Genomic DNA, 26,738 nt, shown 5'->3' on the forward strand with positions numbered 1-26,738 from the left:
CCGGCGAGACGTTCATCGCCTTGACGGGGTACTACTTTCGCCCGCACCTGTGTGTCCCGCTACCGTCCTTCCCAAAGGGGCCGCGCAATACACACGACCCCGTCAAACAGAACCCTGGAAGTACGTACCAACCCGCAACCCAGAAGCTCGCCCTTCTGAAGCGTTGCTTCAACCGTGAACTCTCCGGTGGGATGCTCGATCGACAAACGCATGCGGTCCTGAAGCGCTACGCCAGCAATTTGCGAAGCAACCGTCCCCGGTAGCGTGCAAGCCGTCGCCACGCTGACAGCGCCGAACACGCCAATGCTGGTATGGCAGCGATGAGGAATGAAGGTACGCGTGTTCAGCGTACCTCCCGAGGCAGCAGCCGACACCAGGCACATCTTGGGCACATTGCGCTGGCTCACATCGCCAAGATTCATGGCCGGGCCGGCCTGCCGGCGGATGCTTTCCAGCCGCCCTCTCAACGCCGAATCGGCCTCCAGCTGTTGCGGGCTCTCGTAACCGCTACAGCCCAATGCCTCAGCGCGCATCAGTACCACAGGCATGCCGTTGTCGATGCAAGTGACCGCGATGCCATCGAACACATCCTGCGTGTTGCCCGTCGGCAGCAACGCCCCACAGCTGGAGCCGGCAATGTCCTGGAATTCAATGACCAGCGGTGCGCCGGCTCCCGGCACGCCATCAATCTTCACATCACCGGTATAGTCGACGCAGCCGCCGCGCGTACGCACATACGCAACCGCCATTTGCCCGGTGTTCTCCATGTAAATGCGAACTGGCGTGACCTCCCCCGTCGCGGTGACCAGCCCGCGCTCGATTGCAAAAGGGCCGACAGCAGCAAGGACGTTGCCACAGTTCTGGCCATAGTCGACGCGCGGCTCATCTACGATCACCTGTGCGAACAGATAATCCACATCAGCGTCGGGTCGGCGTGACGCCTTGATGATCGCGACCTTGCTGGTGAGCGGGTCTGCGCCACCTATCCCATCGATCTGGCGGCTGTCAGGTGAGCCCAAGGCGGCCAACAGCACCCGATCGCGCAGCTCGCCCTGCTCCGGCAAGTCGCTATCCAGAAAGCACGCAGCCTTGGAGGTGCCGCCGCGCATCAACAGGCAGGGAATGCGTGTCTGGGCCATGCCTACTCTCCCAGTTCATCCAGGCTGTCGATGTACCGTAACCCCTTCTCCGCCAGGCGGGGACGCATGTTGTAGATGTCCAGACCGAGTTCGCCGCTGGCCAGGCGCAACGCCTTCTGCTCTTCCAGATCAGCACGCCGACGGGTCGCCTCCAGCACCTGCGTCACCTCATCGCGACGCACAATCACCACACCGTCATCATCCGCCACGACCACGTCACCGGGGTTGACCAGCTGCCCGCCGCAAATGATCGGTAGATTGACCGAGCCTAGCGTCTCCTTGATGGTGCCTTGCGCGCTGACCGCCCGTGACCAGACAGGGAAGCCCATTTGCCGAAGGGTACGGGTATCGCGCACCCCGGCATCGATCACCAGCGCACGCACACCATGCGCCTTGAGCGAAGTTGCAAGCAGGTCACCAAAGTAGCCGTCGGTACAGGGAGAGCTGGGTGCCACTACCAGCACATCGCCAGGACGGCACTGTTCAACAGCAACGTGGAACATCCAGTTGTCCCCGGGCGCCACCAGCACAGTGACGGCCGAGCCACTGACAGAAGTGCCCTGCTGAATCGCCGATATCGAGGGCGCCAGCAACCCTTTGCGCCCTTGTGCTTCGTGGATGGTGGCAACACCGTATGCCGCCAGTTCGTCCACCAGGCCCGCGCCCGCTCGCTCGATGTTGCGAAGGACCACGCCGGTTTTTCCCACGAGCGTACTCATGCCAGGCTCTCCGTCACGCGCGGGAAGATGCTCTGGTAGCCCTCGGCGTAGACAATGTTGCGGGCGCAGGTGATGCCAACGTTGCGCTTGGCCTGTACACCACGCTGCAGGGCGACACGTGTGTAGTACTCCCACAGGTGTTCCTGCCCGGCCATGCATTGAATCGCAGCGTATTTCTTGTCCCATACATCGGTGATGTCCAGGAACACATCCGGGCGCCACTCACACTGTTCGGGCTGATGCGGCTCAAAGGCATAGACCGGGGGTGCCCCGACAATCTTCTCGCCCGGTCGGTAACCTTCTGCCTGGGCGATGATCCTCGCTTCCTGAGTGAGGTTCATTGCCAGCGGGTGGTCGTAGTTGTACGGGTCCTTCAGCGAGTGGCTGAGTACGAAAGCCGGCTGGACACGGCGCATGACATCGGCCAGGCGGAACAGCGTGTCCTTGTCAGCCCGCAGGGGGTAATCCCCAATGTCGAAAAACTCCACACTTGCGCCAAGTATTTCGGCTGCAGCCATCGCCTCCTCCTGGCGGGCAGCTTTCACCTTGCCCTCACTCATGTCGCCCTTTCGCCATAGCTTTGCAGACTCGCCCCGCTCGCCGTAGGACAGGCAAACGATGTGCACGTTGTAACCCTGCTGGGTTTGCAGCGCGATAGCGCCACCTGCACGCCATACAAAATCGGCAGAATGGGCGCTGACAACCAATGCGTTTTGTTGTGATCCTGTCATTGCGAGTGCTCCTGTTTCGATAGGCACAGCTTCGCATTCGGCCTGACTGAAGCAGTAATGCGTTCGGGTGTATGGGGTATGCGTTTTCCTTATTGCCCTCCTCGTCTGGGATCGGCATAGTCAACGCCACCTCAAGCAGAAAGTTGACTGTCGCCATGGAAACCAGAGAGCTGCCAGGCTTGATGCACGTGCGGGCATTTGTGCGCGTCGCGGAGCTCGGGAGTGTTTCCAAAGCTTCATCAGCGCTGTACCGCGCGCAGTCTGTGGTTACACGCTCGATCTCCGAGCTGGAGGCCCGCTTGAATGCGCCTCTGTTCGAGCGTCACACCAATGGCATGCGTCTTACCGGCTATGGTGAGCGCGTGCTGCCGCGGGCCCGCAGGGTGCTGGAGGAGCTCGGTACTGTCCCTCGGCTGCTTGCCCCGGCAGACAAGCAGCCCGTGGAGCCGCTGTACCTGTTCCAGGTAAAGCGGCTGCAGATTTTCGTGAGCCTCTGCGAGACGCATCACATGCAGACCGTTGCGAACCTCATGGGCTTGACTCAGCCGGCCATCAGCTCAACGCTCAAGGTCATGGAGAGCGGCTGTGGCCAAACGCTGTTCGAGCGAACCCCTCGAGGCCTGCAACCTACCCGCACGAGCCACGAAATACTGTTCCCTATCCGGCGTGCACTCAACGAACTGCGCCACATGGAAACAGACATCTCAGCCCTTCACGGCCAATTGCAAGGCGCAGTGCATGTGGGCGCCCTGCCCCTGGGCCGAACTCGAATCTTGCCTGCTGCCATCGTGCGCCTGATGGCCGCCCACCCGCATATCCAGGTGATTACCAACGAAAGCCCTTTCGACCTGCTGGCCACCGAGTTGCGCGCAGGCGATGTCGACTTTATATTCGGTGCGTTGCGCAGTGCGGCTTACGCAAGTGACCTTACCGGAGAAAAGCTGTTGTCCGAGGAAATGGTGCTTGTGGCCCGGCAACACCACCCACTCGCGAAAAGCCTGAACTACAGCGCGCTTTCAACCGCAAAATGGGTATTGCCAAGGGCCGGTTCACCCGCGCGGCAGATGCTGGATGGATGTTTCACTGCACTGGGCATGGCCAGCCCACACCCGGTGGTGGAAAGCGCCGATATGGCCATCATCAGAGGTTTGTTGCTGCGTTCCGACATGATCGCAGCCGTTTCCGCACACCAGTTGGAGCAAGAAATAGCCTCTGGCGAGTTATGTGTCTTGCCTGTCGAGTTGAAACAGACTTCCCGCGCCATCGGGCTAACATACCGAAACGGCTGCCTGCACTCGCCAGTAGCGCAGGCATTGATGGACATGATCCGCGCAGTGGCGGGCGAGCAGGCAACCGTCTAGAGAAATTGCTGAAAGCGCGCCGCGATTTCGGTTATGGCTTGCCGGCCACCGAATACAGCACCTGCTGGTTGCGCGTCTTCATGAAGTCTTCCAGGCTCTGCCCACGCATCGCGGCGTACACCTGCAGGTTTGGCACCCCCACTACCGCAGCAAGCTTTTCCAGTACGAAGAAGATTGCGCCGTACTGGATCAGCCCTCGCCAGTCACGGCGGCGTAACAGGTCGCATTCTTCTTCGCTCAAACCCGCCTCATCAAAAAGGGCCTCTGGCGTTTCCAGAAAGCGACGGCGCCAGTCAGGTTCGATCATGCGGTGCAGAAACTTGTTCAGACGGTAGCCCTTGGCGCTTCGCTCCAGCGTGAACGGGTAAGTACCTTCCAGCTTTTCGATGCCGTCGAGCTGGTGCCGCATGTGCTTGAGGTGCCGGGCAGTGGTTTCGACAGGCACCGGTCGATCCTCATTCTCCAGCAGCAGCGTTGCAATGCCTGTCATCGAAGGCAGGTAGTAGTCCTGGTGCAGCTTCTTCACGTTGGATGACAGCGCACCTCGCATGATCAACCAGGTGATCACCTCTGCCCCTTCCAGCCCGCCTAACGTAGCGAATTCGGCCAGGGTCATTTCCGTGAGGCGCAGCGGGTCATGTATCAGCAGATCCAGGAACTGCGCATCCCATTCGGGGTTGTTGAACCCACAGCGCTCGCCATGGACCTGGTGAGAAACCCCACCTGTGGCCACGATGGCCACCTTGAGATCCTCTGGGTAACTTTCAATCGCCCGGCGCAGCGCCTGCCCCAGCTTGTAGCAGCGGCGGGCACTCGGAATGGGGAATTGCAGCACGCCTACCTGTAGCGGAACAATTTCTACCGGCCAGCCGTCGTCGCAGGCAAGCAACGCAGACATGGGGGAAAAGAACCCGTGATCAAGCGGCTTGTCTCGGAAAAAACCCATGTCGAATTCGTCAGCCACCAGGCTTTCGCCGATGTGCCGGGACAGTGCCGCATGGCCATTCACCGCTGGCAGATCGCGAGGGTTTCCACCCTCGTCTGCAACCTCATAGCGTTCGTCGACGCCGAGGGTAAAAGCACCGTAGTGGTCGAAGAAGAACGACGTCACGTGATCGTTGAAGATATAGAAGAGGACGTCGGGCTTTTTCTCATCGAGCCATGCCTTGATTGGCTCGAACCCTTCGAAAATTGGGGCCCACGCCGCATCTTGCTGCTTGTCGTGGTCGACCGCGAAACCGATAGTGGGTGTATGAGAGACGGCGAGGCCGCCGATGATACGTGCCATGGAATGTTCCTTTACTTGAATGAAGCTACTGGGCCACTGCAGCCTGGCTTGGCCGGCGCCGGGCATGGCCGTTGGCCAGGATCGCCATCGCAGCGATAAAGGCCGGTACGCTCAACAACGCGAAGAGCACTGGAACAGCGAAGCCCATACTCAACACTGCGCCGCCAATGAGCGAGCCGAAGATCGCCCCAAAACGCCCGATCCCTAGCATCCAGCTGACCCCGGTAGCGCGACAATCTGTTGGGTAGTAGCCCGGCGCAAACGCGTTGAGCCCGGTTTGTGCCCCGCTCATGAAAAATCCCGCCGCGGTGACCCCAACGGCAAGCAGCGTCGACTCCAGGCTGGTGGCGCCCAGCAAGAGGATGCACAAGCCACCCAGCACATAAGCCCCGGCAATCACGCGATTGGGGTTGCGCCGATCCATTGCCCAGCCCACTGCAATGGCGCCCACGGTGCCGCCGAGCTGGAACAAGCCGGTGATGCTGGCTGCCCGCTCGATGGACAAGCCACTGTCACGCAACAGTGTGGGCATCCAGCCCATGGTCAGGTAGATCACCAGCAGGCCCATGAAATAGGTGCTCCACAGCGCGAGCGTGCCGAAACGGAACTGACCGGTGAACAGCATGCGTACCGGTGCCTTGTGATTCGCTTGGCCCTCGCTGACGATGAACCGCGTAGCGGCAGTGAACGCACCACCGAGCCGGTTCAACACCTTGGCGATCTCGGCAGCAGGTGCATTGCGAGCAGCAAGGAACCGTGCCGACTCAGGCAACCACAACCAAAGAAGCGGAAGCAGTACCAGCGGCATGATGCCACCCGCGAGCAATACTGCATGCCACCCATACGCCGGGATCAGCCAGGCAGCCAGAAAACCGCCAAGCCCGGAACCCATGTTGAAGCCTGTAAACATGATGGTGATGAAAAGCGCGCGATTTCGCTCTGGCAGGTATTCAGACAGCAAAGTGGTGGTGTTCGGCAGCGCTGCACCCAACGCTACCCCGGTGAGCAAACGCAGTAAGCCCAGTTCGTAGGGGTTGCGGGCAAAGGCGCAGGCCAGGCTCAGCACACTGAACCCAGTCACGGCGATCAGCAGCACCCGTTTGCGACCCAAGCGGTCAGCGTAAGGGCCTGCGGTCAAAGCGCCAATCGCAAGGCCTACCATGCCGGCGCTCATGACCGGGCCAAAAGCAGCCCGGGTAAGGCCCCACTCCTGGATCAATGAAGGTGCGACAAAACCCATCACCGCCACATCGAAACCATCGAACAGTACAACCAGAAAGCACAGGGCCATGATGAGCCACTGATACCGGGATACTGGTCGGTCGTCGATCCATGCCTTGATATCGACCGCTTCGTTGCTCATGCTTTCACCTTCTTGTTTTTGTAGGGACCAAGCCGAGGCGAATGCTTGCCGCAACGGTAAGCGCCATCTGACTTATGGACGAAGGTGACTCTAAGGCGGGCATCCCTTCCCCGCCTCCATGAAATCCTTAAGCAGGTATCTGTTTTTCTTATTGGATGAATGGAAAGCCCGAGCCTTCCACCGAGCGGAAGGTTCCGCCAGAGGCTGACTGAAGTGGATCAATCAGGTGGCAGCGTATGGGGGCACAAGTGAGCGCACGTACTGGTCGCATTCAAGACACGCAAGCTCGGCTACCAATCGAATAGCCTCGGACGAATGCGCTTGGGTGTAGCTTACAACCAGTGGCTGGTTAGGGATCGGCAGGCCGCAATCCACCATCCTCACTCGACCCGACTCAATTGCATAACGCACGGGCGCAAGGGGAACGAACGCGTTACCAAACCCAGCCTCAACGAGCTGCACCAGTGCGGATATGGAGCTGACGTGATGCGTCTTGCCGACCGGGAGGCAGAATCTGCGATAGAGTTCCTTGAGCACCAGATGTGGCTGTGAGTTCTGGCTCATGGTAATGGTTGGCTGACCCAACAAATCCAGAATGGGCTGCTGGGTACTGATCATCGCTTGGTTGCTTACTATCCACCCTGTGGCGATCGAGAGGCAGGGAATGCTGGTGATACCGTCACCTTCGATGGGATGCGTCTGCAGGGCGATATCGATCACCCCATCACGCAGCGCCTTGTAGACCCCGGCGCTGGTTTCCGAGGTCAGCTGAACTTCGATACCAGGATATGTCGACTGCAAGCGCTTCAGGAAGGCTATCAACCAGGTATGCACCACGCTGTCTACAGCGCCAATGCGTACCAACCCCAAAACTTCGTGACTGGGTCGACCCAGGTGGCGGATCTCTTGTTCCAGATCCAGCATGCGCTCGCCATAGTCGACCAGCCGCGAGCCGACCGCAGTCAGCTTGAGCTCTCGTGTCTCCCGCTCAAATAACCGAGCACCGATCTCTTCTTCAAGCGAAGCGATCCGGTTGGATATGGCAGCCTGAGTCAGGTGCAAATGCTCAGCCGCAGCTCTGAAGCTTTTCAGCCTTGCAATCTGCAAGAACGCCTCGATGAAACGCGTATTCATTGATTCCCCACGAGCTTGATCCGGCGGATAGCCCCGCTACCAAGCGGGGCGTTCATCTAAGGTCGATGATCCATCAGAACAGGCTCAGTGGGTAGCTGATCACGAGGCGGTTTTCGTCGATATCATTGCCAAAGGTTGAGCGGACAGTGGCGTTGCGCCATTTGATTGAGGCGTTTTTCCATGAGCCGCCCTGAATGACATAGGTGAGTTCACTATTGCGCTCCCATTCTCGTCCTTCGCCGCCGCTCGAAAGTTGTACTTGGTCGCCCCGGACGTATCGGCTCATGAAGCTCAACCCAGGAACACCCCATGCGGCCAGATCCAGATCGTAGCGCAACTGCCACGAACGCTCTCCAGCATTGGAGAACTGCAGGATCTGAACGAAGTTAACAAGGTAGGGATCGGTTCCGTTTACGTACGGATAAGCATCGCGCCCGCTCATCTTCTGGAAGCCCACACTCAATGTGTGGTGCTTCTGGCGCAACCCTACCAAGGCGCCCACTGCCCTGTTGTCGATGTCGCGAAAGTCCTCTACCTCCCCCGCCTTCGCCCAGCGCAAATCGAAAGAGAGGTGTCGATCCGCCGTGAAATCGACGCGCCCTAGGTAATTGGCCAGCGTGTGCTGGTAAATGCCGTCCAGCTTTCCGTAATACGCCCGGAGTTGGCTTTTGCCATTCAGCGCGTAATCCGCTCCGTAAAGGGTGAAATCGCCGCTGCGCCCGCCATAGCGGCTGGTCAGCCGCTCCCAGTTGGATGAATCCAAACCCATCATCTTCGTCACGCGTGCAGCCTGAAGCGTCAGGCCCGCCAGCTCACTGGATTCCAGCGTGGTGGCTTTGAACAGACCAGGCAACAGACGAGAGTCGGCGCTTTGAAGCACGGGCTTACGAAAGGCCATGACACCTGAGCGAACAAGTGTCTTGGAGTACTTCAATTTGAAGCTCGCGCCCAGTCGGCTGAATTCATCATCCGAACTGCCGTCACGCTCGGTTGGGAACATGCCGGTGCCTGCACGATCTGGGCTGGAATCGAGGTTGAAGCCAGTCATGGCGATGCCATCGATCCCCAGCCCAAACGCGCCTTGGGTAAATCCGGATTGGACTGTCAGAACGGCGGCTTGACCCCATTCCCGTGCCTGGCTTTGACCGTTTGCAGTGTTACCTCCAGGCTGGCGAAAGTCTCGATCGAAATACAGGTTTCTGAAGTCGACGTTCGCCCGGCTGTCTTCGAGAAAGCCAGCGGCTCTCAGGTCCGTTGCAAAGGTCAAACACAGGACAGCAGGTACCACGGGCCAATGTGCACGCATGCAGCGACCTCTTCTTCTTGAAATAGATGAATACCGCGAGAGGGAGTGCGCACGATAAGTTCGTGCGCTTGCTGGCTTTCCCTTAGGAAGGGATCAGCCTGGCGATTGGCGCCCCGTAGCCGACAAGCTCGCCGTCGACCGGGCAATAGCCGGCCATGACGCCGGCGGCTTTCGCTTTGACGGGCTGAACGGACTCACCAACCTGAATGAAGCCGATGATTGCACCCGCCTCGACAGGTTCGCCAACGGCCGCCAGAGCGACGCCCTGCAGTGGATGGGAAGACAAGAACTGGCCGGCCTTCGGAGCCTCGATCAAAGTGTCCTGGTGACTCGGGACAGGCAGTTGAACCGGTTCCACGACAGGTGTAAGGGAATGGGACGCGAAGACCAGAACCACCGACCCCTGCTCAGTTTCGTACTCACATCGCGCAATGCCTCGCCCCTGCAACTGCTCAACCAGTATCGCGAGTTCTTCAACGCTCATGAGGGCTCTCCGGAGAATGACCAAAGCCTTGTTCGAAAAGATGTTCCAGGTGATGGATGTTGTAGCCGCCAGCTGTGAAACCAGGTTCATCCATCAACCGTCTGTGCAGTGGAATAGTGCATGAAATTCCCTCCAGCACGGTTTCTGCCAGTGCCTGGCGCATCCTGCTGACGGCCTCCTCGCGGTTGCTGCCATACGTAAGCATCTTGGCCACCAGCGAGTCGTAATGGGCCGGTACTCGGTACCCGGAATACAAGTGGGACTCGACACGAACTCCCGGGCCCCCAGGCGCAAGCCAATGGTCGACTGTGCCCGGTGCCGGCGTGAACCGCCATGGGTCCTCGGCGTTGATGCGACACTCAATGGCGTGCCCGGTCACGGCAACATCCTTCTGGCTGAACGACAGAGGCTCCCCCCGGGCGATTCGCAACTGCTCCACCACCAGATCGATACCGGTCACCAACTCAGTCACCGGATGCTCGACCTGGATTCGGGTGTTCATCTCGATGAAGTAGAAAGCCCCGTCTTCGTAGAGAAACTCGAAAGTGCCCGCGCCGCGATAGCCGATGTGCATACAGGCGTCGACACAGCGTTGCCCGATCTCTGCGATAGCCTCCCGCGAAACACCGGGGGCAGGAGATTCTTCGATCACCTTCTGATGCCGCCGTTGCATGGAACAGTCACGCTCGCCGAGCCATACGGCATTGCCGAATCCGTCCGCCAGTATCTGGATTTCGATATGCCGCGGATTTTCGAGGAAACGTTCGATGTAAAGGGCCGGGTTACCAAACGCGCGATTGGCTTCCTCACGCGTGGTGGCCACCGCCTGAGCCAACTGGCTTGGCTCGCGGACGATGCGCATTCCCCGCCCGCCTCCACCGCCTGCGGCCTTCACGATCAGCGGATACCCAACATCCCGGGCTATGCCAGCCACCGCCTGGGGGTCGCCAGGCAGAGCGCCGTCCGAGCCGGGCACGCAGGGCACACCGGATTCAAGCATGGCCTTCTTGGCACTGACCTTGTCGCCCATCAGGCGAATGGCCGCAGCAGTGGGGCCGATGTACACTCGCCCGGAGCGTTCGACAACCTCGGCAAAATCGGCACGCTCAGACAAAAAGCCGTAGCCGGGGTGGATGGCGCCCGCGCCGGTCAACTCAGCGGCCTCCATCAGGCGATCGATGTCCAGATAACTTTGCGCCGAAGCTGCGGGACCAATACACAGGGCCTGGTCGGCCAGTTGCACATGGCGCAGATCGGCGTCTGCTGTGGAGTGCACGGCGATAGTCCGGATCTGCAATGCCCGGCAGGCACGCAGGATTCTCAAGGCAATCTCGCCTCGGTTGGCGATCAACACTGAATCAAACATGGGCGTCCTCCCTCAACTGCAGCTCGAACAACGGCGTCCCAGCTTCGACCGAAGCACCGTCCTCCACCAGGATGCGTACCACACGCCCGCTGCGCTCGCTTTCGAGCACGTTAAGCATCTTCATCGCCTCAATGATTCCGACCTGCTGGCCTTCCTCGATGACAGTGCCAACGTCGACGAAAGTGGGCTCATCCGGCGAAGGTGCGCGGTAGAAAATGCCAGTCAGTCCAGCATCAATGGTCCAACTCGATTGGCGTGTCGGGGTTGGCATGGGTGGCTGCGCTTCAGTCAGCCGCGGCTGCTCAGGCACAGTTTGACCCGACGCTTTCACCAACCGAATACGCGTGCCGTCCGCCGAGTATTCGATTTCACTCAACGCGCTGTTTTCGAACAGACTGACGAGCCGTTCGACAAGGGGTTTGTCCATCAGCAGGATCCCCCGGCAAAAGCACAGACCTGGACGCCGGCCGACTCCAATGTCTTGCGTAGCACCCCTGCCATGCTGATCGCACCTGGCGTATCGCTGTGCACACAAATGGTGTCGATATGGACTGGAAGCATGCGCCCGCTCACCGTTTCGATACCGCCTGCCCTAACCATGCGCAGCATGCGCTGGGCGGCGAAATCCACGTCATGGAGTACTGCACCAGGCTCTTTACGATGAATCAGATGGCCGGCCTCGGTATAAGCGCGGTCCGCGAAGACCTCTGCACGGGTTTCGAGGCCCATATCATTGGCAATCGGAATCATCAGCCCCCCCGCGAACGTAACGCAGACAAGCTTGGGGTCTACGGCTTTGACGGCCCTGGCGATCGCCTTGGCAACCTCGGGGTCCGTTTGGGTGAGATTCCCGAGCGCACCATGGGCTTTGACGAAAGTGATGGGGTGCCCTGCGTAACTCGACAGCGCCACAGCCGCACCGACTTGGTATGCGACGAAGCGCTCAATTTCGCCAGTCGTGTGGGGAATCACTCTGCGACCGAAACCCCACAGATCCGGAAAACCGGGGTGAGCCCCCACTGCCACACCCTTGGCTTTGGCCTGGGCGAAGGTGCTAGCCATAATCTCAGGGTCGCCGGCATGCTGTCCGCAGGCGACGTTGGCAGAGGTCACGATATCGAGAATCGCGTCATCGTCACCCATTTTCCAGGGGCCGAAGCCTTCGCCCATATCCGAGTTGATATCGATGCGTAACGTATTGTGGTTCATTGTCTGTTCCTCGAATCAGGCTGATGGGCTGACGCCCAGTTGTCGCTGAATGTTCGCGAGCGCCGCACGGTGATGGGCAAGGGCTTCGATGCCCTCGGCCACAGTGATGGACTTGAAATAGATGCTGCAGCCGACACCTGCTTGGGCAAGGCGCCAGAGATCGCAATCGAGCACCGTGGCGATCTTTGGATAGCCACCACAGGTATTGGCTTCTGCCAGTTGCACGATGGGTTGCCCCGCCGGCGGCACCTGGACGGTGCCCGGCGCAATGCCGTGGGAGAGCAACTCGATGGGGCGAAGGATCTGCAGGGGTTGGCCCTGGAGGCGGTAACCGACACGGTTGGCCTGCGGGGTAACTTCGTAGGGCGTGGAATAGAACGCGTCCAACGAGGTGGAGGAAAAGTCGTCAGCCTGAGCTGCAGCGATCGCCCGCACCGTCACCTGCTGGCGACGCATGGCCTCTGCATGCAGCACACGCTCAAGCGGCAGAATGGCACGACCTGTTGATGAAAGGCTTTGGGGCAACAGTTGGAGACGGTCGCCACGATTGAGGCCGCGTCCTTCATGACCGCCAAACCCCGCCTTCAGATCTGTCGCACGGGAGCCCAACTGCACCGGTGCGTCAACACCACCTGAAAACGCGAGATAAGCCCTGACCCCAAATCGTGGGCGCTCAACCACCACTTGTTGGCCGGCCCTGATCTCCAGGCAAGTCCAACTGGGTACGGGATAACCATCCACGTTCATTGCGCAGTGTGCACCGGTACAACTGACGAGCAACGTACGCTCTGGCTTGAAACGGAACGGAAAGATGTTGACTTCAAGCCCTGCTGCGTTTTCCTGGTTGCCAACCAGCCAGTTGGCAATCATCAGCGCGGGGGCATCCATGGCGCCACTGCGGCTCACCCCCATCGCCATGCACCCAGAGCGCCCGAGATCCTGGACCAGGTTGAGGGCACCACTGCTCAGCACTTCGATCATGACACTTCCTCCCGGACCAGGAACCGGACTTGATCGCCGGGCAACAGCAGGCATGGCTGCTGTCTTTGAATGTCGAACAAATCGACGTCGGTACGCCCAACCACGTGCCAGCCTGACGGTGCAGTGCACGGCATCACGCCAGCTTGCGTGCCGCCAATAATCACGGAGCCTTTGGCGAGCTGTGCCCGCGGCGAAGCTCTTCTGGGTCTGGCCAGTTCGGCGGGTAGCCCGGTCAGGTAGGCGAAGCCGGGCATGGAGCCGACGCACGCCACCTCGTAGGTCGCGTTACTGTGACGTTCGATCCACTGATCAATGCTGAGCCCCGCGTACTCGGCGAGCATGGCCAGGTCCTCGCCGGCTTCACCGCCGTAGCTCACCGGGATTTCCATGACCCTGGGGGTGGAAGGAAGCGCATCGGGATACAGCCAAAGGCTATGAATCAGTTGTTCAATCGCCGACGGCGAACTAACGAGCGGGTCAAACATGACCAACAGATTGTTCACCCCGAGCAGCAATTCACTGATCTGTTGATCAGTTTCCAGCGCGCGCGCGAGTGAAAAAAACTTTCTTTGCACGCTTGGCGAAAAAACCGACTGGGAACTATCAACAAGCACTGCACCACAACCTGACGGGCTAAAAAATAATTCGGCGGCAGGCGTTTCAATAATATCTATATCTCGCATGGCTAGATCCCACAGCGAAGTTTTGGCAGGCAACCCCCATTGCACATCGGGAAGTTGCCTGTCTATTTCGGATTAGTCTTCTAACGGCTTCTTGGCGGTTTCACGCGCGAATGCGAGTGCTATCAAAGTGATGACCAGCCCGCCAGCGATATACAGGCTTACAGCGAACGAAGACTCGTAGAGCTTGAATATTGCCGTAATAACCAGTGGGGCCAGTCCGCTTCCGACGATGCCAGCCAAGGTATAGGCCAACGACGATCCGGCATACCTGACGCGGGTGGGGAATTGCTCGGTAACGAAAGCAGCTTGGGGGCCGAACATCATTGCCTGGAAGATCATGCCGACAATGACTGCCAGGCAGATGAGCACGGGGGATGCAGTATCCAGCAGCACGAAGAATACGAACCCCCAGCCAAGCGATAGCACGGCTCCCAATGCGTAGACCGGGCGGCGCCCCAATCGGTCGGAGAGCATGCCGAACAGCGGAACACTGATGGCATGGAACACGGAACCGATAATCGTGGCAGTCAGCGCAGTAGAACGCGGTAAGTGGAGTACGTTGGTCACATAAGCAAGCGTGAACACCACCAGCAGCGCGTAGACGATGTCCGAGCCGATACGTGCGCCGCCTGCGACCAGCAAACGCCGCCAGTGGCCAACGAACACTTCCCGCACCGGTGCGTCGACTTTGGCTTCCTTCGCCTCGATCGACTTGAACACCGGCGTTTCATCTACACCACGACGCAGCCAGAAACCGAGCATTACCAGCAGCACACTGGATAGAAATGGAATACGCCAGCCCCACTCCTGGAACGTCTCTGGCGTCATGACAAAAGTGATCAAGGCAATGAACCCGGCACCCAGCAGGGTCCCGCAGGCCGGTCCTACCTGTGTGAAGGAAGCATTCCGGCCACGATGGCGATCTTCGCCATGCTCCATGGACAACAAAACCGACCCGGCCCACTCCCCACCAATAGCTGCCCCTTGCAGGAAGCGCAGCAGAACCAAAAGAATTGGGCTCCAAATACCCCAGGTTTCATAGGTAGGTAACAACCCCATCAGCCCGGTAACTGTGCCCATCAAGATCAGCGTCGCTACCAAAACCCAGCGCCGGCCGAGCTTGTCGCCCAGGCTGCCGAAGATGATCCCGCCCAAAGGGCGCGAGACATAACCAACCGCATACGTGGAGAAAGCAATGACGGTACCGGCCAACGGGTCGAACGAAGGGAAGAAGATGACGTTGAAGACCAGCGCAGCCATCAGGTTGTAGACGGTGAAGTCATACCATTCGAGCGTAGTTCCGATCGAGCTTGCAGCGGCGAGCCGCCTGATGTCGGCGCGCTTGCCGGGATGTTCGGTGGCGATGGGGGCTGACTGATCCACGGATGCGATTGTAGTAGTCATCGACGCACCTCCCCAACCGAGCCATTGCTAAGATGTTGATACACACCAAAATGGCGGCTACCGGCTGGCAAACTGATCAGGCTGGCCTCGACAGCCTGTCGTGCTGCGCTTTCACTGGAGCACTCCACGATGAGCATGGGAGTCATCGGCCGCGGGTTGCTGGCTTCTTGGGGTAACGGCAAGCTGAGCGATGCAATGGGGCTTACGAAGTAGCTCTGGATATACCCAGGGATCTCGGCAAGCGCTGGTTGAAGCGCGCTCAGCGATTGAGATTCAGTTGCTCCGGCTGCTGCGACGACTGCTATCCATTCCCCCTCAGGCTGATCGAATTGCCCAAATACCTCACCGATGCGACGGGTGGGGTTTCGCATGAGCGGAAGAATTCGCCTGGACCAGACCGACTGGTACTTGAACGCATGCGCATATTCAGGGCAATCGAAGGCAGAGATGCCCTCTGCCCAGTAGAGCGCAAGGTATTTGGGGGAGTCGGAAGGAGATTTAAACCGGCTTGCCTTGATGACTCCGGCCATCGCCGCTCGATCCGGAAGATGCTCTTCGTCGTACCAACGGTTGAATTCAAGTTCATACTCAGCATCAATATCTGACGCCACAAATAATATAGCAAATGATGAGCCGTTCATTGTTATTCTCCTCAAGATGGCTTGACCTTAAGGCTATCTTCAATGATTGAAAAAACTTCGGCAAACGAGTTTTTATACCCTTCTTTGATAGGAAAAACTTTTCAAATATTGTGTGCTCCTGCCCCTTTCTGAACCACCGAATAAACTGTCAGCACCCGTCCAGAGCAGACATTACCTGCGTCCAATCGAAAAAGGCTGCACCACCTGGATCGCAAATATGCAATTGAGGAAGTCCAGCCTTTGGGTGCCCTAGTTCAGCGAGGCGATATACCTACCGTGCGTCCTCGCAGAAGCGGTGAATGGCCTGGCAAGCCGCACGCAGCGACTCGTCATCCAGCGCATAAGCAATGCGCAGATACCCTGAAAGACCAAAAGCACTGCCCTGAACGACTGCAACATTGGCCTCCTCCAGCAACGCCAGGGCCACAGCCTCGTCATTGACCAATTCGCGCCCAGCAGGTGAGCGCTTGCCGATCAGCCCAGAGCAGTCGGCAAAAGCGTAGAAAGCCCCGCCTGGCACCTCACAACTGATGCCCGGCGCCTGGTTGAGCAACTCGACCATGAAATCACGGCGCCGCTGGAATACTTCGCGGCTGTGGGCGATGAAGTCTTTCGGACCGTCCAGGGCTGCGATTGCAGCGTGCTGCGAGATGGAACAGGCACCCGAGGTCTGCTGACCCTGAAGCTTCTCCATCGCCTCAAGCAGCCAGCGAGGGCCGGTAGCGAACCCGATCCGCCAACCCGTCATGGCGTAGGCCTTCGACACGCCGTTCATGGTCAATGTCCGCGCAGCCAGGCGTGGTTCAACCTGGGCAAGCGTGAGGAAGTCACGGCCGTCGAATATCAGGTGCTCGTAGATATCGTCCGCCAGAATAAGTACCTGCGGATGGGCCAGCAACACCTCAGCCAGAGCCTGCAATTCGTCGCGGTCGTACACGGCGCCCGTGGGGTTGGACGGTGAGTTCAGGATCAGCCAGCGGGTTTTCGGCCCGATGGCTTCGGCCAGCGCTTGCGGGGTCAGCTTGAAGCCCGACTCGGCGCCACAAGCGACGATCCGCGACTCGCCACCGCACAGTTCAACCATTTCTGGATAGCTGACCCAGTATGGCGCGGGAATCACAACCTCGTCGCCTTCGTTCAGGGTTGCGGCCAGGGCATTGAAGATGACCTGCTTGCCGCCACTGCACACCAGCGTGTCCTGCCAGCTGACATCAAGACCATTCTCACGCTGGTATTTGCGTGCGATGGCTTCACGCAGCGTGCGAAGGCCGGCTACCTGGGTGTAGCGGGTATGGCCGTTGTCGATCGCACTGATGGCCGCGGCCCGGATGTGCTCCGGTGTATCGAAGTCAGGCTCACCCGCACAGAGCGAAATGATCTTCGCCCCGTCCGCGCGGCGCGCAGCCACGCGGTCGATGATCTTGTAGGTCGCCGAAGGCTTGGCAGCCTCCAGGCGACGGTTCAGCGTTGCCAGGCTCACGCGTGCTCCTCCGGGTGGGAGAGGCCCATCAGGTCCATGGTGGTTTTGCCTTCGCGCAGCTTACCCATGAATACGGCTTCTTTGTCCGCGCGCTTCTGTCCTTCACGCAGGGTATGTTCAACGGCATTGGCCGGGATGATGATCACACCATCCTCGTCCGCGACGACAAGATCGCCGGCGCTGACCCACGCACCGCTGAAATCGAACGGTTTGCCGACCGAAGGCGTGGTGGCCTTGACGGTGCCTTTGACCGAGATGCCACGCGCAAATACAGGGAAACCATGTGCTTCGAGCGCGGCGATGTCGCGCACACCACCGTTGATCACCAGGCCAACGATGCCTGCCGCTTCGGCCGCCACCGTGAGTACCTCACCCCAATAGCCGGCGACGAAGTCGGCGGCATCACACACCAGCACGCTGCCGCGCGGCGCTTTGGCCACGGCCAGGTGCAGGCCCAGGTTGTCACCTGGTGAACACTGCAGCGGGTAAGCCGGCGCGGCGATGAATGCGCCTTTCCAGACAGCGCGGATCTCGCGGTCGACGGCGCACGGCAGCCCGGACGCCTCGTACAGGGTGGAACTGCCGAGGACCTTTGCAATGTTCTGGTAATCGTGTGGAAGGCTCATGATTGCTTGCTCTGAAGGGAGTGGTAACCGAGGGCGGCACGGGCGTCTTTAAGGCTTTTGCCAATAGAAATCTGTTCGCGGATTTGCCCTTCGACGTGTTCGATGCGACGTGCCGTTTCAGCAACTTCCTGGGCACGGTCACGCGGGACAATGACGACACCATTGGCGTCAGCGACGACGATGTCCCGGGCACAAACCCGGGCATGGCCAACCGACACCGGCTGGTTGACGGCCACGACCTCGACGCGGTCCTTGCCGGTACGCATGAAGCGGCCTTTGCTGAACAGCGGGTAGCCTTCGCCCAGCGCCTTGTTCACATCGCGGCAGACACCATCAATGACCGTGCCGGCAATACCGCGGGCCAGGGCGTACTGGGTCATGATGTCGCCCCACACCGTACAATCAGTTCGGCCTTCGTTGGCGATGACCACAACGTCGCCTGGTGCTACTTCATCAATGAAGTCACCCACGGTGCCTGGCGGTGTGCTTGCACTGACGTACTGGACAGTGAAGGCCGGGCCGACCACGACCTGGCTGTAGTTTGCCAGCGGCGCGATACCAAAGGCCTGGCCGGGAAGGCCCAGCTTGTCCATCGCGTCGGACACCCCCGGGGTATCCAGGCCTTGGAACAAGGCGACCAGGTCTTTATCAGAAACGCTCATATCAGTGCTCCACCTTGATGGCTTCGAATTGGGTGTCGTGCATCACTTCCTCGACCGAACGCCCTGCGCGGACGGCGTCCACCATGCCGGCCTGGCGACGGTCGATACGCTCGGCCAGGTCAAGCACCTTGTCGATGGCACTGGCCGGGATGAAAACGGTGCCGCATGCGTCGGCAATCACGTAGTCGCCTTCATCCACGTCAACGCCAGCCATGCGAACGGTGACAGCCGCGTCGATCTGGATGAGCCTGTTGCGCGCGCTGATCATGGTCACGCCGCGGCCGTAGACCGGGTAGCCGATGTCGGCACTGCCGCAGATGTCGCGGCTGAAGCCATCGATGATCGAGCCACGGATGCCTTTGCGCCGGGCGGCGTTGGCCAGGATGTCGCCCCAGCTGGAAATACCGTCAACACCACCCGCAATCACCAGCACGCGGTCATCGGTGGTGACCTGCTCGATGACTGGGGTAATCAGGTGAACGGTGGGTGCCACGTCCTGCTTTGGCCCCAGCTGCACCGTGCTGGCTCGGCCAACAATCTTCGGGCAGTTCCAGAGCGGCATCAGGCCGTTGGTGGCTCCAGGCATTTGGAGGAAGTCCAGCGCGTCCGACACCGTATTGGTATCGAGCACAGCCAGGCGTTCAAGCGGGGCTTTCAAGCTCATCGGTTGCAGGCCTCTTGTAAGTGAGGCTTGAGTATCTGCGCCGAGGTTTGATACGTATATTACGAAGAAGCTAAGCCTGTCATACCCCAAACCTATGGAAGAACACCGTGATCAACTTTCGCTTGATACGTCACCTGTGGCTGTTCCTGGCCGTTGCCGAGGACCAGAACTTCAGCCGCGCGGCCAAGCGGCTGGGCATGTCACAGCCGCCGTTGACCGAGCAGATCCAGGCGCTTGAACAGTCCCTTCGCATTCAACTCTTCACCCGCTCTCGCCGTGGCGCTCAGCTCACTGCCGCCGGGGCTGCAATTCTCCCGGCTGTGCGCAAGTTTGCTGATCAGCTGGAGCGGCTGGAGTTGGCGGTTCACGAGGCAGTGGCCGGCCACGCCGGCGTGGTGACCATCGGGGCGATCACCTCCGCCATGATCGATGTGCTGCCCCAGTTGATCGAGCGGTTCAAGCAAGACCACCCGTTGGTCACGGTTTCGGTTCGAGAAATCGATAGCGCAGAGGCGATACCCGCGCTTGAGGCCGGCGATATCGACATCGCCTTTGCACGCCTTGAAGGCAACCTCGGCCGGCATCTGCAGTCCATGCCGCTGTCAGAGGATCGCCTGGCAGTCGCGATGCCCAAGGACCACCCATTGGCCGCCAGTGCAGCCATTGAGCTCAAGGCACTTGCCGATGAAACCCTGGTGATGGCGTCACGGGACGTCAGCCCGGTGTATTTCGACTATCTGGTGGGTCTATGCAAGGCCAGCGGCTTCGCGCCGCGCATCGTGCATCAGGTCCGCTCTGTCACGGCGCAGGTGGCGTTCGTCAGTTGTGGCCAGGGCATCGCTTTGGTGCCCACCTCCATGGACAAGCTTGCTCCTGGAAATGTATTGGTGCGGCCGTTGCAGCCGGAAGTGAAGGTTGTTACCACCGCCATGGCATGGCACGGCGTTAACGGTAATCCCTTGGTGGATGCGATGATTGACCACGCCAAGCAGATTTTTGCGTCATAGGCTGGGCATATGACAAGGTTCGCGGCTTCGTATTTTACAAAATTCAGGGTGGGCCCGACATTGGGGCCTCCGTAAAAGGAGTTCCCACCGTGGCAAACCCTGCTCGCTTCACTCACGAGAAACTGCCGTTGAACATCGACGGCGTGCTGCTGGATCTGGCGGTGATTCATCGTTCCGGCCCCAAGGCACCTATCCTCTTCCTGCATGGGTTCGGTTCTACCAAAGAAGACTATGCCGACATCACGCTGCAGCCCGCATTCGAAGGTCATCCCTTCATTGCCTACGATGCGCCTGGTTGCGGAGAAACCGAATGCGCCGACCTCGCCCGCATCAATATCCCCTTGCTGGTGAAGACTGCCCAGGCTGTACTTGCACACTTTGGCGTCGACAAATTTCACCTGGTCGGCCACTCCATGGGCGGCCTGACCGGGCTGATGCTCGCTGATACCGCCCCGGATCGAGTGCTGAGTTTCGTCGACATCGAGGGCAATATCGCCCCCGAAGATTGCTTCCTCAGCCGGCAGATCCACGATCACCCGCGCCACGACGATTCACGGTTTTTCCGCGACTTCATCGAGCGCACCCGGCTTGCCGCCGATCCTGCCAGCGCACTCTATGCGGCCAGCCTGGGGCACAAGGTACGTACCGGGGCGGTGCGCGGCATCTTCGAGTCCATGGTAGAGCTGTCAGATAACGGCGGTCTGATGGAGAAGTTCCTGGCGCTACCCTTCCCGCGCCAGTACATGTACGGCGCAACCAACGCCCACCTTTCCTATCTGGACGACATCGCTGCCCAAGGGGTGCAACTGGCTTGCATCCCTGATTGTGGCCACTTCCCGATGTACTCCAACCCGGCGCTGATGTGGCAGCACATCAAGGCACTGCAAGACCGCGCCTGACACCGTTCACCGGCTCCAACCCCTACACGGCTGCTTGCGGCCGTGTGTACCCGCACACCCAGTCATAATAACAATGAGGTTGCGTCATGCTCGAAGCCATCAATGGCTTTCTCTCGGGAAAGCTGCTTATCGTCCTGGTCGTCGGCCTGGGCGCTTATTTCACCGTAAAGACACGGTTTGTGCAGCTTCGCTATTTCCTGCACATGTTCAAGGTGTTCAAGGACAGCCTTACCAGCAGTTCGACTCAAATCAGTTCCTTCCAGGCCCTCATGCTCAGCCTGGCCGGCCGTGTCGGGGCGGGCAACATCGCCGGCGTCGGCGTGGCTGTAACCTTGGGTGGTCCTGGTGCGGTGTTCTGGATGTGGGTCACCGCACTGGTGGGGATGGCCACCACATTGTTCGAATGCAGCCTGGCGCAGTTGTACAAGCGCCACAACGGCAGCGGCCAGTTTCATGGTGGCCCGTCGTTCTACATGGAATACGGGCTGAACAAGCGATGGCTGGGCGTGGTGATGGCGGTATTGTTGATCGTCACGTTCGGTTTTTCCTTCAATGGCCTGCAGTCACACGCGGTAACCCATTCACTGCAAAATGCCTTTGGCTTTGACCCCGCCTATTCCGGCATCGCCCTGGCCGCCGTGCTAGCGCTGGTGTTCGTGGGTGGCATCAAACGCATCGCCAGGGTGGCAGACCTGCTGGTACCGGTGAAAACGCTGGCCTACATAGCGGTTACTCTGTACGTCATTGTGCTGCAATTTGACCACGTGCCCCTGATGCTCTTGACCATCGTGAAAAGCGCGTTCGGGCTCGATCAAGCCTTCGGTGGCCTGATCGGCAGCGCAATCGTGATGGGTGTGAAGCGTGGCGTATTTGCCAACGAAGCTGGCCTGGGCAGTGCGCCAAACGTCGCAGCGGTGGCCGAAGTCCGGCACCCTGTCTCACAAGGTGTCGTGCAGGCGTTCAGCGTGTTTTTCGATACGTTCATCATCTGCACCTGCACCGCTTTGCTGATCTTGCTGTCGGGCTTCTATACCGCAGGTTTTGCCGGGGATGGCATCGTGCTGACGCAGAATTCGCTTGCCGCAGTGGTCGGCGACTGGGGCCGCATCTTCATCAGTGTTGCACTTGCGCTGTTCGTGTTCACCTCGATCCTCTACAACTACTACCTGGGCGAAAGCAACCTGAGGTTCATCCTGGGTAAGAACCGCCATGCGCTGCTGAGCTATCGCGCCCTGGTGCTGGCCTTGATTCTCTGGGGCTCGGTTCAGGATCTGAGTACGGTGTTTGCCTTTGTCGACATCACCATGACCCTTTCTGCGCTGGTGAACCTCATCGCCCTGGTTCTGCTATGCCGAGTGGGACTGCGACTGCTCGCAGATTATGACGCACAGCGCAAAGCCGGCGTTGCCGAGCCAATTCTCACAACCAGTGCCTTCCAGGACCTCGACATAGACAGGACCATCTGGAGCAATGCTCCAGAGCAGGTCGAAAAAAATCAGGGCTTGGGCGTACTCGAACCTGAGCCACCAATAACATCTCGATGAGCAGGATTGCCAGGCAACCGTAGCGGTTGCCTGGGCTTGGTTTCAGCTTCGTGCATTCGAATAATGAGCCCCAGGACGCAAGCCAGTGTTTTCTTCCACAGCACCCGTGCCGTCGAGGTAACCGTGCTTGCGTAGATCGGGCATGAGCACTGCGGCAATCAGGGTGATGACGCTCATCGCCGCCACGTAGTAGTAGAAGTACGACTCCACGCCCGCGCCGCGCAGGGACAGCGCCACGTACTCGGCAGTACCGCCACACAGCGCGTTGCCCAAGGCATAGGGCAGCCCTACGCCCAGCGCACGGACCGTGGCGGGGTACAGGTCTGCCTTCAGCACGCCGGTGACCGGCGTATAGAACGCTGCAATCAGGAGGCCCAGCATGACCAGCGCGAAGGCTTCGTACGGGTTGTTGACGCTCTTGAGCCCCGTGAGCAACGGTACGATCAACAGGCTCGACAGCAGGCCGAAGGCAATCATGCTGTTTCGCGAGCCAATCCTGTCAGCCATCATCCCGAACACTGGCTGAAGGCACATGAACACCACCAGCGCGGCTGTCATGATGAAGCTCACGGTCGACGGATCGAAGCCCGCCGAAACCACCAGGTACTTCTGCATGTAGGTGGAGAATGTATAGAAGTGCAGCGAGCAACCGGCAGTGATGGCAATCGTCAGCAGCACGGCTTTCTTGTGCTTCATCAGCGCTTTTATCGAGCCCGCTTCCTTGTGTTTGGCGCCTTGGTGGCTTGCCGTTTCAAGCATCGAGCGGCGAAGGTAGACCACCACCAGCGCACTCACTGCACCAATGAAGAATGGAATCCTCCAGCCCCAGGCCTTGAGTTCTTCGATGGGCAGCAGGTTCTGCAGCACAACCACAGTCAGCAATGCCAGCAGTTGCCCTGCAATGATCGTGAAGTACTGGAAAGAGCCAAAGAAGCAGCGCTTGCCCGTACTGGAAATCTCGCTGATGTAGGTAGCACCGGTACCGTATTCAGCCCCTACCGAAAGGCCCTGCATCAAGCGGGCAATCAGCAAAAGAACCGGCGCCGCCATGCCAATGGTTTCGTAGGTGGGCAATACCGCGATCATCAGCGAGCCCCCACACATCAGAAAGACGGAGATGATCATGGAAAACTTGCGGCCACGCGTGTCAGCGAGGTAACCGAAAATCCACCCGCCCAAGGGGCGCATGAAGAAGCCGACAGCGAAAATGCCGGCCGTTGCCAAAAGTTGTGTGGTCTGGTCGCCCTGAGGGAAAAAAAGCGCGGCAAAGTAGATTGAGGTGTAGGCGTAGATGAAGAAGTCGTACCACTCCACCAGGTTTCCGGAACAGGCGCCGAGAATGGCGCGAATCCGTTGGCGATTGGTCAGGTTACGGATATCAGGCGCAGCAGGATTGTGATTGTTGGCGTGCATGGGGAACTCCAGATCTGAGGCAAACGCGAGGCAAGAACAACAGCGTTGGTCTGCGTCGATCTACTGGCTTGGAGTCTTCACAGGAAAAGCAGGCGGCAGTACGCGGGGCGATGGAACGCACATCATGGGGGCACCTTCTGGGATCTATTATTTTACAAGCCAGCGAAAGCGCACTGACTTTTATCCCGGGCAAAGCTACGCCCTCACCTGAGTAGCGGCCAGACCCGCTGCCCTCTAGCAGTTATGCCGCGATTGAATAGCTTGGCGCAGCCGTTTCAGAGCATGTGCCCCGCCCAGATGCCTTGGGCCACCAGCTCGCTGGCAATGTCCACAAAGGTCTGGCCGACGTAGCGCGTTGCAGGGCTTACCTGCCGATCGGCGGGCAGCACGAGCACCAGCTTGCGCATTGGCGTCGGGTCAACCAGCGGCGCGGCGCATAGCGTGCCGTCATTCAGGCGGGAGTAGATGGAGGCCAGTGGCAATGCCGTATAGCCAAATCCATTGCGCACCAGGTCGATCATCGCGCCAAAGGAGTCCGCCTCGACACTGGTGGTGATCTTGAAGCCTCGCTCAAGGGCGCACTGGTCCATGATCTTGCGCAGCCCATGGCGGGGGCTGGGCAGCACCATCTGTTCATTGGCCAATTCTGCGAACGACACGGCCGTGTCCAGGTTCAACCTGGCCTCGGGAGGGCCAACCAGGACCAGGTTCTCCATCATTACCGGTTCGATTCGCAACGTGTGCAGTGGCTGCGGATCGTAGGAAATGGCCAGCTCCAGCTCGCCCCGCTGCAACCAGTCCAGCAGGTAGCCGCTGAACGCCGATGAAAAGCGGATCGAGAGGTCTGGGTGAGTGTCGCGGATGCGTTGAACCAACGGCACGGTGACAATCTCGGCGATGGTCGGCGTGGTACCGATGGCGACCATGCCGCGAAATGCGGCACGCCCCCCGGCTACCGAGGTACGGATGGACTCCAGCTCGTCCATGATCCGGGTGGCCCGTTCAAGAACCTCAAGGCCGGCAGCGGTGATTTCCATGCCGCGGCCATGCCGCTCGAACAGGTAGACGCCCAATTCCTTTTCCAACTGCCGAATCTGCCGGCTCAATGCAGGTTGCGCCACATGGAGCCGGTCCGAAGCCTTGCTCAGGCTGCCAAGTTCGGCCACATGGATCAGGGTTTTCAGTTGCACTACGTCCATCGGTCAACCACTGGCAAAGAAAGGGGCGCCTCTGAACGGCGTTTTTCACAGTCTAAAGACAGCCTTGGTCATCAGCTATAGCATTTGGGCATAGCAGCTAGCACCAAAGGTATACACCACAGCACGATTGGGCTATGGGCGGTTTCCTGATGCTCGGCTTGCCTGCCGCGTGCTATGGGTTCACCTATGCCGCTACGGCATATCTCAAAGAAAAAAACGGTAGTCGTCCTGCGCTGCATCTCGCCGCATGATGAGGAAAAACAAAAGCAGCACTGCCGGGAGATACCCATGTCATCGCAAGAAGCTGAACAGAACTGGCAAGAGGACGTGTTCCGTGTTCTCAAGGCCCACGACGTCAAGCACGTCGTATTCGTACCGGACGCTGGCCACTCGGCGTCCATTCGCATGTCCTATGCAGACCCCGACATCAAGGCCGTTGTGCTCACCACGGAAGAAGAAGGCATTGGCTACCTGGCCGGCGCCTGGCTGGGTGGTGAACGTGGCGCCCTGCTGATGCAGTCGAGCGGTGTCGGCAATTGCATCAACACCCTCGCCTTGCAGAACTGCGCTGGTTTCCCCCTGCTGATGGTGGTGACCATGCGGGGGGACTGGGCTGAATTCAACGCCTGGCAAAACCCGATGGGTCAGGCCACTGAAGCCTCCCTGAACCTGATGAAAGTGATGACCTGGCGCGCTGACAAACCTGAGGATGTGGCCCCCCTGCTCCATGGCGCCGCCACCATGGCCTTCAACGGCGATGCCGCCACCGCCCTGCTGCTTGGTCAGCGCCTGATCGGAGAAAAGAAATGGGTCAAGTAAGCGCCAACCACGTGCTTTGCCGCCGAGAGGTCGTCCGTACCTTGCTCGCCGATCGCAAGGATGTGCTCGTCGTCACCGGCCTGGGCTCTGCCTCCTATGATGTGATGGCCGCGGGTGACCACGACAACAACTACTACCTTTGGGCGGCCATGGGCAGTGCCATTACCGTGGGCTTGGGCCTCGCCAATGCGCAGCCGGACAAAAGCGTGGTGGTTGTCACCGGGGATGGTGAGCTGCTGATGGGGTTCGGCGCACTGGCCACTGTTGCACTGCAGCAGCCGAAAAACCTGACCATCGTGGTGCTGGACAACGGCCACTTCGGTGAAACCGGCATGCAAGTCAGCCACGCCGGCTTCGGCATCGAGTTGGACCGGGTCGCTGAAACCTGTGGCTTTGCCTGGACCCAGGAAATTCGTGAAATGGACGGGGTCCATGCCCTGCGTGAGCGTTTCGCCAATCGGGACGGGGTCAAGCTGGCCACGGTGAAGATCAAAGCCGAAAACCCGCCACGTGTACTGCCGCCGCGTGATGGCCAATACATCAAGAACCGTTTCCGCGCCGCCCTGGGCTTCCAGCCTATTTGACCGTGTTACAGGGTCGGGCCGGCGGCCGAACC

The 26,738-nt window shown here is 59.5% G+C and carries 27 protein-coding genes; 6 read left to right on the forward strand and 21 right to left on the reverse strand.

What is annotated here, in order from left to right:
• Positions 1-59: 59 nt before the first annotated feature.
• From ABI582_RS19405 to galB, 3 genes are read right to left on the reverse strand one after another with little or no spacing between them, the layout of a single operon-like run.
• Positions 60-1,139 (reverse strand): 4-oxalomesaconate tautomerase, encoded by a 1,080-nt coding sequence (locus tag ABI582_RS19405; RefSeq protein ID WP_442119985.1) that lies wholly within the window; start codon positions 1,137-1,139, stop codon positions 60-62.
• A gap of 2 nt (positions 1,140-1,141) precedes the next feature.
• A complete protein-coding gene (locus tag ABI582_RS19410; protein ID WP_114942179.1) occupies positions 1,142-1,858 on the reverse strand; it encodes a 4-carboxy-4-hydroxy-2-oxoadipate aldolase/oxaloacetate decarboxylase in 717 nt (238 codons plus the stop codon).
• Positions 1,855-2,589 (reverse strand): 4-oxalmesaconate hydratase, encoded by a 735-nt coding sequence (galB, locus tag ABI582_RS19415; RefSeq protein ID WP_442119986.1) that lies wholly within the window; start codon positions 2,587-2,589, stop codon positions 1,855-1,857. The genes ABI582_RS19410 and galB overlap by 4 nt, the downstream gene beginning before the upstream one ends.
• Positions 2,590-2,744: 155 nt before the next feature.
• Between galB and ABI582_RS19420 the strand changes: the two genes are divergently transcribed.
• Positions 2,745-3,950, forward strand: a complete 1,206-nt coding sequence (locus ABI582_RS19420) for a LysR family transcriptional regulator (RefSeq protein WP_442119987.1) — start codon at positions 2,745-2,747, stop codon at positions 3,948-3,950.
• Between the two features lie 31 nt (positions 3,951-3,981).
• Here the strand turns inward: ABI582_RS19420 and ABI582_RS19425 are convergent, their stop codons facing one another.
• The 16 genes from ABI582_RS19425 to ABI582_RS19500 form a co-directional block, all read right to left on the reverse strand.
• Complete coding sequence (locus tag ABI582_RS19425; RefSeq protein WP_019470848.1) at positions 3,982-5,238, reverse strand: gallate dioxygenase; 1,257 nt, start codon at positions 5,236-5,238, stop codon at positions 3,982-3,984.
• A gap of 25 nt (positions 5,239-5,263) precedes the next feature.
• Entirely contained in the window at positions 5,264-6,601 is a 1,338-nt protein-coding gene (locus tag ABI582_RS19430) for an MFS transporter (RefSeq protein ID WP_338747453.1), read from the reverse strand.
• A gap of 222 nt (positions 6,602-6,823) precedes the next feature.
• Positions 6,824-7,735 (reverse strand): LysR family transcriptional regulator, encoded by a 912-nt coding sequence (locus ABI582_RS19435; protein ID WP_442119988.1) that lies wholly within the window; start codon positions 7,733-7,735, stop codon positions 6,824-6,826.
• A gap of 73 nt (positions 7,736-7,808) precedes the next feature.
• A complete protein-coding gene (locus tag ABI582_RS19440; RefSeq protein ID WP_442119989.1) occupies positions 7,809-9,041 on the reverse strand; it encodes an OprD family porin in 1,233 nt (410 codons plus the stop codon).
• 82 nt (positions 9,042-9,123) lie between these two features.
• Positions 9,124-9,525 carry a hypothetical protein gene (locus tag ABI582_RS19445; protein WP_442119990.1) on the reverse strand — a complete coding sequence of 134 codons (402 nt, stop codon included), beginning with the start codon at positions 9,523-9,525 and terminating at the stop codon, positions 9,124-9,126.
• Positions 9,515-10,891 (reverse strand): acetyl-CoA carboxylase biotin carboxylase subunit, encoded by a 1,377-nt coding sequence (accC, locus tag ABI582_RS19450; RefSeq protein WP_338747449.1) that lies wholly within the window; start codon positions 10,889-10,891, stop codon positions 9,515-9,517. The genes ABI582_RS19445 and accC overlap by 11 nt, the downstream gene beginning before the upstream one ends.
• Positions 10,884-11,318, reverse strand: coding sequence for an acetyl-CoA carboxylase biotin carboxyl carrier protein (locus tag ABI582_RS19455; RefSeq protein ID WP_338747448.1), 435 nt, complete (start codon positions 11,316-11,318; stop codon positions 10,884-10,886). The genes accC and ABI582_RS19455 overlap by 8 nt, the downstream gene beginning before the upstream one ends.
• Complete coding sequence (locus tag ABI582_RS19460; RefSeq protein WP_442119991.1) at positions 11,318-12,100, reverse strand: LamB/YcsF family protein; 783 nt, start codon at positions 12,098-12,100, stop codon at positions 11,318-11,320. Before ABI582_RS19460 ends, ABI582_RS19455 begins: the two co-directional genes overlap by 1 nt.
• A 15-nt stretch (positions 12,101-12,115) precedes the next feature.
• Positions 12,116-13,081 (reverse strand): biotin-dependent carboxyltransferase family protein, encoded by a 966-nt coding sequence (locus ABI582_RS19465; RefSeq protein ID WP_442119992.1) that lies wholly within the window; start codon positions 13,079-13,081, stop codon positions 12,116-12,118.
• Positions 13,078-13,764, reverse strand: a complete 687-nt coding sequence (gene pxpB / locus ABI582_RS19470; protein ID WP_442119993.1) for a 5-oxoprolinase subunit PxpB — start codon at positions 13,762-13,764, stop codon at positions 13,078-13,080. The genes ABI582_RS19465 and pxpB overlap by 4 nt, the downstream gene beginning before the upstream one ends.
• Positions 13,765-13,836: 72 nt before the next feature.
• A complete protein-coding gene (locus ABI582_RS19475; protein WP_442119994.1) occupies positions 13,837-15,168 on the reverse strand; it encodes an MFS transporter in 1,332 nt (443 codons plus the stop codon).
• Positions 15,165-15,809, reverse strand: a complete 645-nt coding sequence (locus ABI582_RS19480; protein ID WP_442119995.1) for a hypothetical protein — start codon at positions 15,807-15,809, stop codon at positions 15,165-15,167. The genes ABI582_RS19475 and ABI582_RS19480 overlap by 4 nt, the downstream gene beginning before the upstream one ends.
• 271 nt (positions 15,810-16,080) lie before the next feature.
• Positions 16,081-17,289 carry a pyridoxal phosphate-dependent aminotransferase gene (locus tag ABI582_RS19485; protein WP_442119996.1) on the reverse strand — a complete coding sequence of 403 codons (1,209 nt, stop codon included), beginning with the start codon at positions 17,287-17,289 and terminating at the stop codon, positions 16,081-16,083.
• Positions 17,286-17,915: an RraA family protein gene (locus ABI582_RS19490; RefSeq protein ID WP_442119997.1), complete on the reverse strand. Its 630-nt coding sequence runs from the start codon at positions 17,913-17,915 to the stop codon at positions 17,286-17,288. The genes ABI582_RS19485 and ABI582_RS19490 overlap by 4 nt, the downstream gene beginning before the upstream one ends.
• Complete coding sequence (locus tag ABI582_RS19495; protein ID WP_442119998.1) at positions 17,912-18,577, reverse strand: RraA family protein; 666 nt, start codon at positions 18,575-18,577, stop codon at positions 17,912-17,914. The genes ABI582_RS19490 and ABI582_RS19495 overlap by 4 nt, the downstream gene beginning before the upstream one ends.
• 1 nt (position 18,578) lies before the next feature.
• Complete coding sequence (locus ABI582_RS19500; RefSeq protein WP_338747440.1) at positions 18,579-19,241, reverse strand: RraA family protein; 663 nt, start codon at positions 19,239-19,241, stop codon at positions 18,579-18,581.
• Positions 19,242-19,348: 107 nt separating this feature from the next.
• On the opposite strand from ABI582_RS19500, the gene ABI582_RS19505 reads away from it, so the two are divergent.
• The 3 genes from ABI582_RS19505 to ABI582_RS19515 all read left to right on the forward strand — a co-directional run bounded on the left by ABI582_RS19505 (position 19,349) and on the right by ABI582_RS19515 (position 22,691).
• Entirely contained in the window at positions 19,349-20,248 is a 900-nt protein-coding gene (locus ABI582_RS19505) for a LysR substrate-binding domain-containing protein (protein WP_442119999.1), read from the forward strand.
• Between the two features lie 89 nt (positions 20,249-20,337).
• Positions 20,338-21,147: an alpha/beta fold hydrolase gene (locus ABI582_RS19510; protein ID WP_442120000.1), complete on the forward strand. Its 810-nt coding sequence runs from the start codon at positions 20,338-20,340 to the stop codon at positions 21,145-21,147.
• Between the two features lie 86 nt (positions 21,148-21,233).
• A complete protein-coding gene (locus ABI582_RS19515; protein WP_442120001.1) occupies positions 21,234-22,691 on the forward strand; it encodes an alanine/glycine:cation symporter family protein in 1,458 nt (485 codons plus the stop codon).
• Positions 22,692-22,733: 42 nt separating this feature from the next.
• Here ABI582_RS19515 and ABI582_RS19520 read toward each other — a convergent pair whose 3' ends face one another.
• Positions 22,734-24,104: an MFS family transporter gene (locus ABI582_RS19520; RefSeq protein WP_442120002.1), complete on the reverse strand. Its 1,371-nt coding sequence runs from the start codon at positions 24,102-24,104 to the stop codon at positions 22,734-22,736.
• A 275-nt stretch (positions 24,105-24,379) separates the two neighbouring features.
• Entirely contained in the window at positions 24,380-25,303 is a 924-nt protein-coding gene (locus ABI582_RS19525; protein ID WP_138736408.1) for a LysR family transcriptional regulator, read from the reverse strand.
• A 288-nt stretch (positions 25,304-25,591) separates the two neighbouring features.
• On the opposite strand from ABI582_RS19525, the gene ABI582_RS19530 reads away from it, so the two are divergent.
• Together ABI582_RS19530 and ABI582_RS19535 are read left to right on the forward strand one after the other, a co-directional pair.
• Positions 25,592-26,122, forward strand: coding sequence for a thiamine pyrophosphate-binding protein (locus ABI582_RS19530; RefSeq protein ID WP_019470870.1), 531 nt, complete (start codon positions 25,592-25,594; stop codon positions 26,120-26,122).
• On the forward strand, positions 26,110-26,706 hold the full coding sequence (locus ABI582_RS19535) for a thiamine pyrophosphate-dependent enzyme (RefSeq protein WP_442120003.1): 597 nt from the start codon (positions 26,110-26,112) through the stop codon (positions 26,704-26,706). The genes ABI582_RS19530 and ABI582_RS19535 overlap by 13 nt, the downstream gene beginning before the upstream one ends.
• The last annotated feature ends 32 nt before the right edge of the window (positions 26,707-26,738 follow it).

The sequence above is a fragment of the Pseudomonas sp. SAS7 genome, assembly GCF_052112345.1.
Taxonomy (GTDB): domain Bacteria; phylum Pseudomonadota; class Gammaproteobacteria; order Pseudomonadales; family Pseudomonadaceae; genus Aquipseudomonas; species Aquipseudomonas putida_Q.